Genomic DNA, 13,839 nt, shown 5'->3' with positions numbered 1-13,839 from the left:
CGAGGGCTCGAGGCGTGCCCGACTTGCCCCACTATGCCCTATTCGCCCCCTTTTTGCACATAGCCCCTGACAAATTCCTCTGCGTTTTCCTCGAGGACGGAGTCGATCTCGTCGAGCAGGTCGTCGACGTCCTCGGTGATCTCGGCGTGCCGCTCGGCAACCTCGGGGTTGGCCTGGGCGGTGACCTCCTCGATCTCTTCGTGCGACTTGCCGGACTGGGTCTGGCCGCCTTCTTGGGTCGCCATGGTTGCCTCCTCCACGATCGCCTGCGATCAACTTACCTCGCGTGAGCGACGAAAAGCCCGTCGCGCGCCGGGTTCCAGCACGGGACGGGCTTTCCGGCGAGGCGGCTCAGCCGCCGGTCAGCGTCTCCAGCAGATCCTTGGCGCTCTCGCACCGGTCGAAGAGCTCCCCGACGTGCTTGCGGGTGCCCCGCTCGGGTTCCATCATCGGCACCCGGACCAGCGACTCCCGGCCCACGTCGAAGATGACCGAGTCCCAGCTCGCGGCGACGACCTCCGAGGCGTACTGGGCCAGGCAGCGACCGCGGAAGTAGGCCCGGGTGTCCTCCGGCGGCTCGGTCATCGCGGTGCGGGTCACCTCGTCGTCGAGCAGGGTCTTCATCGAGCCGCGGGAGACCAGGCGGTGGTAGAGGCCCTTCTCCGGCCGGACGTCGGAGTACTGGAGGTCGACCAACTGCAGCTTGTGGGAGCCCCAGCCGAGCTTCTCCCGCTCCCGGTAGCCCTCCAGCAGCCTAAGCTTGGCGACCCAGTCCAGCTCGTCGGCGCAGAGGAACGCGTCCCGGCCGAGCCGGTCCAGCACGCTCTCCCAGCGGGCCAGGACGTCCGCGGTCTGCTCGTCGACGTCGGCGCCGTAGCGGTCGTCCACGAAGGATCGCGCCCGCTCCAGGTACGCCCACTGCACGTCCAGGGCGGTCAGCTTCCGGCCGTCCCGCAGCCGCATGAGGTGCTTGAGCCCCGGGTCGTGGCTGACCGCGCGCAGCTCGCTGACCGGGTCGGCGATGCCGAGGTCGGACCCGAGCGCCTTCTCCTCGATCATGGTGAGGATCAGCGCGGTGGTGCCGAGCTTGAGATACGTGGAGATCTCCGACAGGTTGGCGTCCCCGATGATGACGTGCAGCCGGCGGTACTTGTCGGCGTCCGCGTGCGGCTCGTCGCGGGTGTTGATGATCGGCCGCTTGAGGGTGGTCTCCAGCCCCACCTCGACCTCGAAGAAGTCGGCGCGCTGGGAGATCTGGAAGCCGCTCTGGCCGCCGTCCTGGCCGATGCCGACCCGGCCGGCGCCGCAGACCACCTGACGGGTGACGAAAAACGGCGTCAGGAACGCCACGATGTCGGCGAACGGGGTCTGCCGCCGCATCAGGTAGTTCTCGTGGGCGCCGTAGCTGGCGCCCTTGTTGTCGGTGTTGTTCTTGTACAGGTGGATGGGGTGGGTGCCCGGGATGGTGGCGGCCCGCCGGGCCGCTTCGGCCATCACCCGCTCCCCCGCCTTGTCCCAGCGCACCAGGTCGAGGGGGTTGGTCACCTCGGGGGTGGAGTATTCGGGGTGGGCGTGGTCGACGTAGAGCCGGGCCCCGTTGGTGAGTATGACGTTGGCCAGCCCGAGATCCTCGTCGGCGAGCGCCTCGGCCGGGTCGTACGCCGCCCCGGAGTAGGTGAAGCCCCGGGCGTCGCGCAGTGGCGACTCCTCCTCGTAGTCCCAGCGGGCCCGGCCGCCCCGGTTGAGTTCCGGGCGCGCCCCGTAGGCGTTGACCACCTGTGAGGAGGTGACCATCGGGTTGGCCCCGGCCTGGCCGGGCACGGAGATGCCGTACTCGACCTCGGTGCCCATGATCCGTCTGACGCTCATCGACCTGCCCGCTCCCGCTCGCCGTCCCGGTCCCCTCGTCACGTCGAGCGTAGTCGTCGTCACGCGCGAAGGGGGCGCGGCGGCCTCGGGGCGTACGGTGTGGCGAATCGCGCCGGGTTCGGGCGCGGGCACGACGGAGGCCCGCGGCGGGGTGCGCCGCGGGCCTCCGTCGTGCCGTCGGACTACAGGTACTGGCCGGTGTTGCTGGCGGTCTCTATCGACCTGCCGGCCTCCGCGCCCTTGCCGCCGGAGACGAGCGTACGGATGTAGACGATCCGCTCGCCCTTCTTGCCGGAGATGCGCGCCCAGTCATCCGGGTTGGTGGTGTTGGGCAGATCCTCGTTCTCGCGGAACTCGTCGACGCAGGCGTCGAGGAGGTGCTGCAGCCGCAGCCCCTTGCGCCCGGAGGTGAGGAACTCCTTGATGGCCATCTTCTTGCCCCGGTCGACGATGTTCTGGATCATCGCGCCGGAGTTGAAGTCCTTGAAGTAGAGGACTTCCTTGTCGCCGTTGGCGTAGGTGACCTCGAGGAAGCGGTTCTCCTCGGTCTCCGAGTACATCCGCAGCACGACCGCGTCGATCATCGCCGCCACGGTGGCATGGGAGTCGCCGCCGTGCTCGGCCAGGTCGTCCGCGTGCAACGGAAGGCCGGAGAGGATGTACTTCGAGAAGATGTCCTTGGCCGCCTCGGCGTCCGGCCGCTCGATCTTGATCTTCACGTCGAGCCGGCCGGGGCGCAGGATCGCCGGGTCGATCATGTCCTCCCGGTTGGAGGCGCCGATGACGATGACGTTCTCCAGGCCCTCGACGCCGTCGATCTCGCTGAGCAGCTGCGGGACGATGGTGTTCTCCACGTCCGAGGAGACGCCGGAGCCGCGGGTGCGGAAGACGGAGTCCATCTCGTCGAAGAACACGATCACCGGGGTGCCCTCGCCGGCCTTCTCCCGCGCCCGCTGGAAGATCAGCCGGATGTGCCGCTCGGTCTCGCCGACGTACTTGTTGAGCAGCTCCGGGCCCTTGATGTTGAGGAAGAAGCTGGTGTGCTTCTCCTCCCCGCGCCGCTCGGCGATCTTCTTGGCCAGCGAGTTGGCGACCGCCTTGGCGATCAGCGTCTTGCCGCAGCCGGGCGGGCCGTAGAGCAGGATGCCCTTCGGCGGCCGGAGCTGGTGCTCGCGGAACAGGTCGGCGTGCAGGAAGGGCAGCTCGACCGCGTCGCGGATCTGCTCGATCTGCGCCTGGAGGCCACCGATGTCCCCGTAGTCGACATCGGGCACCTCCTCCAGGACGAGCTCCTCGACCTCGCTCTTCGGGATCCGCTCGTACGCGTACGCCGAGCGGGGCTCGATCATGAGCGAGTCGCCGGCCCGGATCGGGGTGCCGATCAGGGTCTCGGCGAGGTGCACGATCCGCTCCTCGTCGGAGTGGGAGACCACCAGCGCCCGGTCGCCCGGGACGCCGCCGGGCCCGGCGAGCACCTCCTTGAGCATGACGACCTCGCCGACCCGCTCGTAGCCGAGCGCGTCGACGATGTTGAGCGCGTCGTTGAGCAGAACCTCCTGGCCGCGCCGCAGCTCGTCGGCGTCCAGCGAGGGCGAGACGGCGACGCGGAGCTTGCGCCCGCCGGTGAACACGTCCACCGTGCCGTCGTCGTGCTTGGCCAGGAAGACGCCGTAGCCACTCGGCGGCTGGGCGAGACGGTCGATCTCCTCCTTGAGCGTCACGATCTGCGCGCGAGCCTCCTTGAGGGTGCTCACGAGCCGTTCGTTGTTCTCGGTCAGCCGCGCCAACTGGGCCTGGGTGGCCGCCAGCCGCTCCTCGAGCTGCCGGACGTGTCGGGGGCTTTCGGTCAACTTGCGCCGCACCAGGGCGAGTTCCTCTTGCAGGAACGCGACCTGCGTGGAGAGATCGTGGGCCTCCTTCTCCCACCGTGCGGCGCGCGAGTCCGCGTCGTCGCTGCGTGCCACGTCCCACCTCCCCGGGGGGCTTGAACGTTCTGAGCTAACACTAGCCGCTGTGAGCCCGATTCGGTCCTACGCAACGCGCCCGTCACCGAAGCTTGATCGCCATGGGCTGGTCGTCGGGCGGGTACCGGCGTTCGGGTACCGTCGGACCGTGGTACGGGAGAACATGGGGGGTGCACCGGTGGCGGAGGTCGCGACGGACCAGCTTCAGGTCTGGGTGGATCAGGATCTCTGCACGGGCGACGGGCTGTGCGTGCAGTACGCGCCCGAGGTCTTCGAGTTCGACGTCGACGGCCTGGCGTACGTCAAGGGCCCGGACGGAGAGCTGCGGCTGGCTCCGGGCGCCCGGGTCGACGTGCCGGAGCACCTGCGGCTCGAGGTGATCGACTCGGCGAAGGAGTGCCCGGGCGAGTGCATCCACGTGGTACGCGGCAGCGACGGCGTCGAGGTGGCCGGGCCCGCCGCCGAGGAGGACTGACCCTCCGACGGACGGACGGTGCGGGCCGGGGACCGTGGTCCCCGGCCCGCGCCCGTTACAGCAGGGGGCGGCCGACGACCGAGGCGACCAGCCGGGCGAACTCCTCGAGCCGGGCGATCTGCCCGGCGCCGCCGTCGTCGAGGGTCTTGCCGAAGCGCAGCGCGTCGTGCCGGGGCGCGCCGACCATCTCCTCGGCGGGCGGCGCCTCGTCCAGCGAGGTGAGCAGCAGGTAGACGTCGATGCTGTCGACCCGGACCTCACCGGTGTCGGAGCGGGTGAGCCGCCGCCGGCAGCCGACCTCGGTGACGGTGGAGACCGGCACCACCCGCAGCGAGGAGGTCATCGCGCCGGGCGGCCCCTCCCCCGGCGGGACGTCCTCGCCGTGCCAGAGGATCAGGCGGCTGCCGTCGCAGACCACGACCTCCTGCCACACCCCGTTGACCTCGTTGACGAAGCGTTCCAGGGTGAAGCCGAGCACGGAGGCGCCGCGCAGCACCCCGCCGAGGGCGTCCAGGGCGATGTCGGGGTCGCGCAGGTAGGCCCGGGCGGCCGACTCCAGGTCGGCGTAGGGTGACCAGTCCGGGAAGACGGCGGGCAGGTCGCCGTTGCCGTAGCCGGGGCTGCTCATGCCGCCGCCATCCGGCACGCCCGCAGGTGCCGGTCCCGCCCGTCGGGACGGGCGCCGCGTCCGCCGCGCCGCCCGATCCGCTCGCTCATGCCACCCGTCTCCGCCCGTTCGGTGTCGTTCACGCCGAAACGCCTGATCCGCCCGCTCATACCCGGCCTTGCCGTCGGGTCACGGCCGGTCCCGCTCCTCCGCCGGCCCGGTCGGGTCGGCGGAGGACGCCGCCTGCCGGGCCGCCTCCGCCTCGCGCAGCGCCTGCCGACGCTGGACGTACGCCTCGGTGCCCTTGCTGGGCTTGCGGCGCCGCGGCGGGGCGGTGACCCCCGGGGCGAGCTTGCGCGCGGAGACCAGGAAGGCGGTGTGCGCGATCATGCGGTGGTCGGGGCGCACGGCGAGCCCTTCGGCGTGCCAGTCCCGGACCAGTGACTCCCAGGCGCGCGGCTCGGTCCAGCCGCCGCGCTCGCGCAACGCCTCGACCAGCTCCGACAGCTGGGGGGTGGTGGCCACGTAGCCGATGAAGACGCCGCCGGGGACGAGCGCCCGCTCGACCATGTCGAGGGTCTCCCACGGGGTGAGCATGTCCAGAATGATCCGGTCGAAGCCGGTCTCCTGGCACTGGGCAACGTCGCCGACGTGCAGCCGCCAGGCGGGGTGCGGGCCGTTGAAGAACGCCTCGACGTTGCGCCGGGCGATCTGGGCGAAGTCCTCGCGCAGCTCGTACGAGTGCAGCTCGCCCTCGGTGCCGACGGCGCGCAGCAGCGAGCAGGAGAGCGCGCCGGAGCCGGCGCCGGCCTCGAGGACCTTCGCGCCGGGGAAGATGTCGCCCATCGCGACGATCTGCGCCGAGTCCTTCGGGTAGATCACCTGGGCGCCGCGCGGCATGGAGAGGACGTAGTCCGACAGCAGCGGCCGTAGGGCCAGGAACGCCGTGCCGCCGCCGGCGGTGGTGACCACACTGCCGTCGGGCAGGCCGATCAGCGTGTCGTGCTTGAGGATCCCCCGGTGGGTGTGGAACTCCTTGCCGGGCTCCAGCGTCACGGTGTGCATCCGGCCCTTGGGGTCGGTCAGCTGCACCCGGTCGCCGGGGCGGAACGGCCCCCGGTGCACAGGGGGCAGCGCCGGGGCGGTGGGGTCGGCCGGGACGGCGGAGGAATGTGCGGTCACGAGTTCGTCTTCCGTTTGGGTTCCAGGAGCTGAGCCAGATCCGCGATGTGCAGAACGCCGACGACATCTTCGCCTGCCGTCACGACGTACTGTGCGCCCGGGTGGGTGCGCACGGTTTCCATCACGCGTTCGCCGTCCGCGTCGACCGGCAGGGCGGGCAGGGCATCCAGGCCGCGGGAGACCGCGTCGACCGCGAGCCACGGCCGCCGTTGCGGGGGTACGGCGTCGGCGCGGGCCGGGTCGACCACGGCGACCGGCCGGCCGGCGGCGTCGACCACGGCGAGCGCGGCGTCCGGATCGGCGGCCTCGGCGCGGCGGCGCTGCGCCTCCGCGAGCGGGGTGCCGCTGGGTACGGGGAACACCGGGCGGGCGAGCCGGGCGAGGTCGACCAGCGGGAGGCGCCGGCTGATCCGGGCCATCCGGATGGACTGGCCGGCGCCCCGCCAGAGGGTGACCGCGACCAGCAGGACCAGCGGCAGGGCCACCGGGTCCACCGCCCGGCGCAGGGTGAGCAGGATCACCAGGGCCAGGGTGGCGACGGCGACCGCCCGGCCGATCCAACCGGCGACCTCGGTGCCGCGGTGCCGGTCCCCGGTGATCGCCCAGACGGCGGCGCGCAGCGCCCGGCCGCCGTCGAGCGGCAGCCCCGGCAGGCTGTTGAAAACGGCGACCACGACGTTGCTCACCGCGAGCTGGAAGGCGAGCTGGTGGGCGAGGGTGCCGTCGGGCAGGGCCAGGGTGGCGGCGACGGCGGCGACGCCGAGCACCGCGGACACGGCCGGGCCGGCGAGGGAGACCAGTAGGTCGACCCGGGGGCTGGGGGCGTCCCGGTCCATCTCGGTGTAGCCGCCGAGCAGCTCCAGGGTGATCCCGCGTACGCCGATGCCGAACCGGCGGGCGGTCAGGGCGTGCCCCAGCTCGTGCAGCAGCACCGAGCCGAGCAGGGAGACCACGAAGCCGAGGCCGACCAGGTAGCCGCCGAGGTGCCCGAGGTCGAGCTGACGGCGGGCGAGGGCGGCGTACAGGACGGTGACGACCAGGGCGAGCAGCAGCATCGAGGCGTCGACGCGCAGCGGGACCCCGCACACCCGACCGACGGTCAGCCCGGGCCGGCGCGGTGGCCGGGACCTCTGTTCCACCGGGTCGATGCTACGCGGCGCGGATCATGTCCCGGCGCGCTGCCGAGAGCCCTGTCACACCGGTGCCCTAACCTTCCGGACATGACGGCGGAACCGGTGATCGACACGCAGGACCCGACGGTGGCGGCGGTGGTGCCGCCCACGGTGCGGGCGTCGCTGTCGCCGTCGCGGGCGGCGGACTTCAAGACCTGCCCGCTGCTCTACCGGTTCCGCAGCATCGACCGGCTGCCCGAGCGGCCCACGGTGGAGCAGGCCCGGGGCACGCTGGTGCACGCGGTGCTGGAGCGGCTGTTCGACCTGCCGGCCGGGGCGCGCACCCCGCAGTCCGCCGGCGACCTGGTCGCCCCGCAGTGGGACCGGCTGGTCACCGAGCAGCCGGAGCTGGCGACGCTGTTCGCCGAAGACGACACCGCGGGGGTGGCCGAGTTCCTCCGCTCGGCGGCCGGGCTGCTGGAGGGCTACTTCGCGGTGGAGGACCCGCGCCGGCTGGAGCCGGCCGAGCGGGAGGCGCTGATCTCGGCGGTGGTCGACGAGGAGCTGCTGATCCGGGGCTACCTGGACCGCCTCGACGTGGCCCCGGACGGCGCGCTGCGGGTGGTGGACTACAAGACCGGCGGTGCGCCGCGGGAGGCGTTCGAGGCGCGGGCGCTGTTCCAGCTGAAGTTCTACGCCCTGGTGCTGTGGCGTACCCGTGGCGTGGTGCCCCGGGTGCTGCGGCTGCTCTACCTCAAGGACGCCGAGGTGTGCGACTACTCTCCGGACGCGGAGGAGCTGCTGCGGTTCGAGCGCACGGTGGTCGCGCTCTGGCAGGCCATCGAGCAGGCCACCGAGCGGCGGGATTTCCGTCCCCGGCCGAGCCGGCTCTGCGACTGGTGCAGCCATCAGGCGATCTGCCCCAGCTTCGGGGGCACCCCGCCGCCGTTCCCGACCGCCGGCGACGGGGATCCACTGACCGACGCCCGGTCCCGGCCGGCGGCGCCGGGAGCGGACGAGTGATCCTCCTCCTCACGGAGGAGGCCGGGTTCGGCTTCGGCGACGAGGGGTCGCGCCGGGCGGCGGCTAGCGTCGGGGCATGACCAACCGGTTGCGGGCGTGGGCCCACGGTCGGCCGCTGGCCGTCGACGCGTGCGCGGCGGTCGCCCTGGTCGCGGTGGCGACGGCGTTCCTGGTGCTGATGCCGCCGGCGCTGCGGCCCGCGCAGCTCTGGGCGACGCTGGGCTGGAGCGTGCTGGGTGCCGCCCCGGTGGTGCTGCGCCGGGTCGCCCCGTGGCCGGCGGTGGGCGCGGCGGTGGCCACCCTGGCGGTGCCGGTGCTGCTCGATCACGCGCCCGCCACCCAGGGCATGACGTTCATCGTGCTCACCTACACGATGGCCGCGCACCGGCCCGTGCGGCCGGCCGTGCTCGCGGCGTTGCTGCTGTGGGTGCCGGTGGCGCTGGCCAACCTGGTCGCGCCGCTGCAGAACGTGCTGGACATGGGTCCGGGGTACCTGGTGCTCAACAACCTGCTCACCGGCTCGGTGGCGTACGCGGTGGGGCGGGCGGTGCACGGCCGCCGCCAGTCGACCCGGATGCTGCGCGAACGGGCCCGGTTCGCCGAGGCGACGCAGCGGTCCCTCGCCGAGCAGGCCGTCGCCGACGAGCGGCGCCGGATCGCCCGGGAGCTGCACGACGTGGTCGCCCACCACGTCAGCGTGATGGGGGTGCTGGCCACCGGGGCCCGCCGGGTGCTGCGCCGGGACCCGGACGCCGCCGACGAGGCGATGGCCACGGTCGAGGAGACCGGCCGGGCCACCCTGCGTGAGCTGCGCCGGCTGCTGGACGTGCTGCGTACCGACGCCGAACCGGCCGCCGAGCTGGCCCCGCAGCCGGGCCTGACCGGCATCGAGGCGCTGGTGGAGCAGGTCCGGGAGGCGGGCCTGCCGGTGACGCTGCGGGTCGACGGCGCGCCCGGGCCGATGGAGGAGGGGGTGGCCCTCACCGTCTACCGGATCGTGCAGGAGGCGCTGACCAACGCCCTCAAGCACGCCGGGGCGGCCACCGCGCTGGTCCGGCTCACCGTCACCGACGACTTCCTGGCGGTGGAGGTGACCGACACCGGCCGCGGCCCGGGGCCGGCGGCCGACCGGATCGGGCACGGCCTGGTCGGCATGCGGGAACGGGTCGCCCTCTACGGTGGAATCCTGCGGACCGGTCCACGGACCGGCGGCGGCTTCCGGGTGTACGCCCGGCTCCCGCTCGAGTCCGCCGGGGCCGTCCCGGCGTGACCGATCCCGGCCCGGCCGGCACGACGAGAGAAGACGGATGACCGACAGCACGGCGACCCCACGACCGGTGCGGATCCTACTCGCCGACGACCAGCCGCTGCTGCGCACCGGCTTCCGGATGGTGCTCGGCACCGAGGACGACCTGGACATCGTGGCCGAGGCCGGGGACGGGTTGGAGGCGGTGGAGCTGTCCCGGCGGCTGCTGCCGGACGTGGTGCTGATGGACATCCGGATGCCGCGGATGGACGGGGTGGCGGCGACCCGGGCGATCGTCGACGCGCGACTGCCGGTGCGGGTGCTCATCCTCACCACCTTCGACCTGGACGAGTACGTGGTCGGGGCGCTGCGGGCCGGGGCGAGTGGCTTCCTGGCCAAGGACGTGCCGGCCGAGGACCTGGTCACGGCGATCCGTACGGTGGCCGCCGGGGAGGCGGTGGTGGCGCCGCGGATCCTGCGGCGGCTGCTGGACCGCTTCGCCGACGTGCTCCCCGACCCGGCGGCCACCCCGCCCAAGGCGTTGAGCGCGCTGACCGAGCGGGAGCGGGAGGTGCTGGTGCAGGTGGCGCGCGGGTTGTCCAACGCGGAGATCGCCCGGGCGCTGTCGGTCAGCGAGACCACCATCAAGACCCACGTCGGGCATGTGCTGACCAAGTTGGGGCTGCGGGACCGGGTGCAGGCGGTGGTGCTGGCCTACGAGACCGGGCTGGTGCGCCCGGGCACCTGAACCACGGGCGGGGTGGCCACGGTCACGTACCGTGACCATCGGCGGTGCGGCAGGGTTGACCATGACGTGACGTGTGGTTCTAGCGTCGGCGCCGCGGCGGCGGCCGGTCAGGGGTGACCCTGAGTCGATCTCGGGGGCGACCCCCACCGTGATTTCCGGCGCGGGTTCCGCCCGAGGTCGGACGGATCCGCCCTCGGCGGCACCGAGGATGGGAACTGCCGCATCGGCCAGCGGGGGCGGTGCGGATCGGCAGGCATACGGAAGAGGTAGATGACGTGACCGCGACGACAGGCCAGCAGGCGCAGGCCGCGGCCCGGGCGAACGACGTGTGGAAGGTGTACGGCAGCGGTGAGGCACAGGTCACCGCGCTGCGGGGGGTGACCGCCGAGTTCGAACGGGGCCGGTTCACCGCGATCATGGGCCCGTCCGGCTCGGGCAAGTCGACGCTGATGCACTGCCTGGCCGGCCTGGACACGGTGAGCCGGGGCACGGTCATGATCGGCGACACCATGGTGACCGGGCTCGGCGACGCCGGCCTGACGACGCTGCGCCGGGACAAGGTGGGCTTCATCTTCCAGCAGTTCAACCTGCTGCCCACGCTCACCGCCCAGGAGAACATCCTGCTGCCCATGTCGATCGCCGGCCGCAAGCCGGACCCGGCCTGGTACGACACGGTGATCACCACGGTCGGCCTCCGGGACCGGCTGGGGCACCGGCCGGCGCAGCTCTCCGGCGGCCAGCAGCAGCGGGTGGCGTGCGCCCGTGCCCTGGTCGCCCGCCCCGAGGTGATCTTCGCGGACGAGCCGACCGGCAACCTGGACTCCCGCTCGGGTGCGGAGGTGCTCAACTTCCTGCGTAACTCGGTCCGCGAGCACGGCCAGACCATCGTGATGGTGACCCACGACCCGACCGCCGCCGCGTACGCCGACCGGGTGGTCTTCCTCGCCGACGGGCAGATCGTCTCCGAGCTGATCGAGCCGACCGCCGACACGGTGCTGGACACCATGAAGAAGCTGGACGCCCCGGCCGAGGTGGCGAACTGATGTTCCGGGCAACCCTGAAGAGCCTGCTGGCCCGGAAGCTGCGCCTCGTGCTGTCCGGCCTGGCGGTCGTGCTGGGCGTCATGTTCGTCTCCGGCGCGTTCGTGCTGACCGACACCCTCGGCCGCACCTTCGACGCGATCTTCGCCGACGCGTACGCGGGGGTGGACGTCAACGTCTCGGCCAAGCCGAAGATCGCCGTGTCGGAGATGGAGGGCGAGCAGACGTCGCCGCCGTTCCCGGCGTCGACGGTGGACAAGGTCCGTGCGGTGCCCGGGGCGGCCGACGCCATCGGCGTCGTCGCCGTCGACGGGGCCCGGCTGATCGGCAGCAACGGCAAGGCGGTCGCCTCGTTCGGCCCGCCCCAGCTGGGCGAGAACTGGACCGGCGAGTCCGAGCAGCTGCAACTGCGCAACGGCCACGAGCCGCGGGCGGACGACGAGATCGTCATCAACCAGGGCCTCGCGACCGCCGGCAAGGTGAAGCTCGGCGACCGGGTCGGGGTGCTCACGCCCCTGGAGCCGAAGCAGGAGTTCACCATCGTCGGGATCTTCGGCTACGACGGCGGCCGTGACTCGATCGGCGGCGCCAACGAGATCATGTTCACCACCCCGACGGCGCAGCGCCTGATGCTGGGCGAGCCGAACACCTTCAACGGTGTGACGGTCAAGGCCGCCAGCGGGGTCACCGACGAGTCGCTACGCGACGCGGTGGCCACTGCGGTGGGCGACGGATACGTGGTCAAGACCGGTGAGCAGCTCTCCACCGAGGCCGCGCAGGGCTTCAAGACGGCGCTGTCCTTCTTCAACCGGATCCTGCTCGGCTTCGCGGCGGTGGCGCTGCTGGTCGGCACGTTCCTGATCCTCAACACCTTCTCGATCATCGTCGCGCAGCGGACCCGGGAGCTGGCCCTGATGCGGGCCGTCGGGGCGAGCCGCCGGCAGATCATCGGCTCGGTGGTGCTGGAGGCCATCGCGGTGGGCCTGGTCGCCTCGGTGTTCGGCCTGGCCGCCGGCATCGGCATCGGCGCGCTGCTGGCGTGGGCGTTCGGCAGCCTGGCCGGGGGCCTCACCCTGGCCGGGATCGGCGTACCGGCGGCGGCGGTGATCGGCGCGTTCTCGGTCGGCCTGGTGATCACCGTGGTGGCGGCGCTGCTGCCGGCACTGCGCGCATCCCGGATCCCGCCGATCGCGGCGATGCAGGACGTGGCCACCCCCGACCGGCCGCTGACCCGGATCACGGTGGCCGGCGCGCTGGTCACCGCGGTCGGCGCCGCGCTGCTCTTCCTGGGGCTCAACGGCAACGCCGGGGACAACACCCTGGCCACCATCCTGGGCGGCGTGCTCTTCGCCTTCATCGGCGTGGCGCTGCTGACCCCGTTGATCAGCCGCCCGGTGGTCTCCCTGCTGGGGGCGATCTTCGCCTGGTCGGTACCGGGCAAGCTGGGACGGCTCAACTCCGGCCGCAACCCCCGCCGTACGGCGATCACCGCGGCCGCGCTGATGGTCGGCATCGCCCTGGTCACCGGCGTGACGGTGATCCTGGACTCGGCGAAGGGGAGCATCACCGCGCTGGCGAAGGACACCATCAAGGCCGAGCTGGTGATCGCCGGGACGCAGAGCGGCCCGCGACCGCCGAGCTTCGACCCGGCGGTGTTGGAGAAGGCCGCAGCGTTGCCCGGCGTGCAGCTGGTCGACGGCGAGTACGGCGACATGGCCCTGGTCAACGGGGAACGGACCTGGGTGTCGGCGTCCAGCAACGTGGCCGCGCTGGAGCGGATCTTCGGCGCGAAGGTCAGCTCCGGTGACATCAGCCGGCTCACCCCGGAACAGATGCTGGTCAGCTCGGACACGGCGAAGTCACGCAACCTGTCCGTCGGCTCCCAGGTGACGGTGCAGCTGTCCCGCGGTGAGGCCCACACCTACACGGTCAGCGGCATCTACCAGAGTTCGCAGCTGACCAACCCGATGATGCTGCCCCCGGAGGCGGCCCGCGACTTCGCCATCCCGCAGCCGATCCAGGGCTTCGTGCAGCTCGCCCCGGGTGCCCGGGTGGCGGACGTCCAGCCGCAGGTGGAGCGGCTGCTCGCGGACTCCCCCGAGGTGTCGGTGGCCGACCGGGACGCGTTCATCAAGCAGCAGGCCAGCTCGCTCGACGGGCTGCTCACGATGATCCAGATCCTGCTGGCGCTGGCCATCGTGATCGCGGTGCTCGGCATCGTGAACACGCTGGCGCTGTCGGTGCTGGAACGCACCCGGGAGCTGGGCCTGCTGCGGGCGATCGGGCTGCGCCGGGCGCAGACCATGCGCATGATCACCGTCGAGGCGGTGGTGATCTCGGTGTTCGGCGCGCTGCTGGGTGTCGTCGTCGGCAGTGGCCTCGGCGCCGCCGTGGTCCGGGCGCTCAAGGACGAGGGGATCAGCGATCTGATCCTGCCCTGGGGCCAGATGGGGGTCATGCTCGGCCTGGCCGCGATCGTCGGGGTGGTCGCCGCGGTCCTGCCGGCGATCCGCGCCGCCCGGATCAACGTGCTGGGCGCCATCGCCCACGAGTGAGCCGACCGGAGGGCACCC

The 13,839-nt window shown here is 72.3% G+C and carries 13 protein-coding genes; 6 read left to right on the top strand and 7 right to left on the bottom strand.

Translation table 11 applies throughout. The features are described from left to right. Window positions 1–38 precede the first annotated feature (38 nt). From ACNAVT_RS06090 to arc, 3 genes are all read right to left on the bottom strand, one after another. Window positions 39–245 carry a ubiquitin-like protein Pup gene (locus ACNAVT_RS06090; RefSeq protein WP_416293649.1) on the bottom strand — a complete coding sequence of 69 codons (207 nt, stop codon included), beginning with the start codon at window positions 243–245 and terminating at the stop codon, window positions 39–41. Window positions 246–351: 106 nt separating this feature from the next. Continuing rightward, window positions 352–1,869 carry a depupylase/deamidase Dop gene (dop, locus tag ACNAVT_RS06085; RefSeq protein WP_416293647.1) on the bottom strand — a complete coding sequence of 506 codons (1,518 nt, stop codon included), beginning with the start codon at window positions 1,867–1,869 and terminating at the stop codon, window positions 352–354. A gap of 182 nt (window positions 1,870–2,051) precedes the next feature. Next, window positions 2,052–3,833: a proteasome ATPase gene (gene arc, locus ACNAVT_RS06080; protein ID WP_416293646.1), complete on the bottom strand. Its 1,782-nt coding sequence runs from the start codon at window positions 3,831–3,833 to the stop codon at window positions 2,052–2,054. Window positions 3,834–4,011: 178 nt separating this feature from the next. Here arc and ACNAVT_RS06075 point away from each other — a divergent pair, with 178 nt between their 5' ends. Beyond that, on the top strand, window positions 4,012–4,308 hold the full coding sequence (locus ACNAVT_RS06075; RefSeq protein WP_416293645.1) for a ferredoxin: 297 nt from the start codon (window positions 4,012–4,014) through the stop codon (window positions 4,306–4,308). Window positions 4,309–4,363: 55 nt separating this feature from the next. Here ACNAVT_RS06075 and ACNAVT_RS06070 read toward each other — a convergent pair whose 3' ends face one another. From ACNAVT_RS06070 to ACNAVT_RS06055, 4 genes are read right to left on the bottom strand one after another with little or no spacing between them, the layout of a single operon-like run. Continuing rightward, window positions 4,364–4,936 (bottom strand): hypothetical protein, encoded by a 573-nt coding sequence (locus ACNAVT_RS06070; protein ID WP_416293644.1) that lies wholly within the window; start codon window positions 4,934–4,936, stop codon window positions 4,364–4,366. Continuing rightward, entirely contained in the window at window positions 4,933–5,058 is a 126-nt protein-coding gene (locus tag ACNAVT_RS06065) for a hypothetical protein (RefSeq protein ID WP_416293642.1), read from the bottom strand. Before ACNAVT_RS06065 ends, ACNAVT_RS06070 begins: the two co-directional genes overlap by 4 nt. 46 nt (window positions 5,059–5,104) lie before the next feature. Further along, window positions 5,105–6,097, bottom strand: a complete 993-nt coding sequence (locus ACNAVT_RS06060) for a tRNA (adenine-N1)-methyltransferase (RefSeq protein ID WP_416293640.1) — start codon at window positions 6,095–6,097, stop codon at window positions 5,105–5,107. Beyond that, on the bottom strand, window positions 6,094–7,185 hold the full coding sequence (locus ACNAVT_RS06055; protein WP_416294180.1) for a M50 family metallopeptidase: 1,092 nt from the start codon (window positions 7,183–7,185) through the stop codon (window positions 6,094–6,096). The genes ACNAVT_RS06060 and ACNAVT_RS06055 overlap by 4 nt, the downstream gene beginning before the upstream one ends. A gap of 132 nt (window positions 7,186–7,317) precedes the next feature. Between ACNAVT_RS06055 and ACNAVT_RS06050 the strand changes: the two genes are divergently transcribed. The 5 genes from ACNAVT_RS06050 (at window position 7,318) to ACNAVT_RS06030 (ending at window position 13,821) form a co-directional block, all read left to right on the top strand. Then, window positions 7,318–8,232 carry a PD-(D/E)XK nuclease family protein gene (locus ACNAVT_RS06050; RefSeq protein WP_416293638.1) on the top strand — a complete coding sequence of 305 codons (915 nt, stop codon included), beginning with the start codon at window positions 7,318–7,320 and terminating at the stop codon, window positions 8,230–8,232. 76 nt (window positions 8,233–8,308) lie between these two features. Then, window positions 8,309–9,502: a sensor histidine kinase gene (locus ACNAVT_RS06045; protein WP_416293636.1), complete on the top strand. Its 1,194-nt coding sequence runs from the start codon at window positions 8,309–8,311 to the stop codon at window positions 9,500–9,502. A 37-nt stretch (window positions 9,503–9,539) separates the two neighbouring features. Beyond that, the gene (locus ACNAVT_RS06040) at window positions 9,540–10,226 is read left to right on the top strand and encodes a response regulator (RefSeq protein ID WP_416293634.1); all 687 of its coding nucleotides are present in this window, start codon (window positions 9,540–9,542) and stop codon (window positions 10,224–10,226) included. A gap of 275 nt (window positions 10,227–10,501) precedes the next feature. After that, entirely contained in the window at window positions 10,502–11,269 is a 768-nt protein-coding gene (locus ACNAVT_RS06035; RefSeq protein WP_416293632.1) for an ABC transporter ATP-binding protein, read from the top strand. Next, window positions 11,269–13,821 carry an ABC transporter permease gene (locus tag ACNAVT_RS06030; RefSeq protein WP_416293630.1) on the top strand — a complete coding sequence of 851 codons (2,553 nt, stop codon included), beginning with the start codon at window positions 11,269–11,271 and terminating at the stop codon, window positions 13,819–13,821. Before ACNAVT_RS06035 ends, ACNAVT_RS06030 begins: the two co-directional genes overlap by 1 nt. Window positions 13,822–13,839: the final 18 nt, after the last annotated feature.

It is taken from the genome of Micromonospora sp. SL4-19 (assembly GCF_047921475.1).
Lineage (GTDB): Bacteria > Actinomycetota > Actinomycetes > Mycobacteriales > Micromonosporaceae > Micromonospora.
This window is presented reverse-complemented; position numbering and strand designations above follow the sequence as displayed.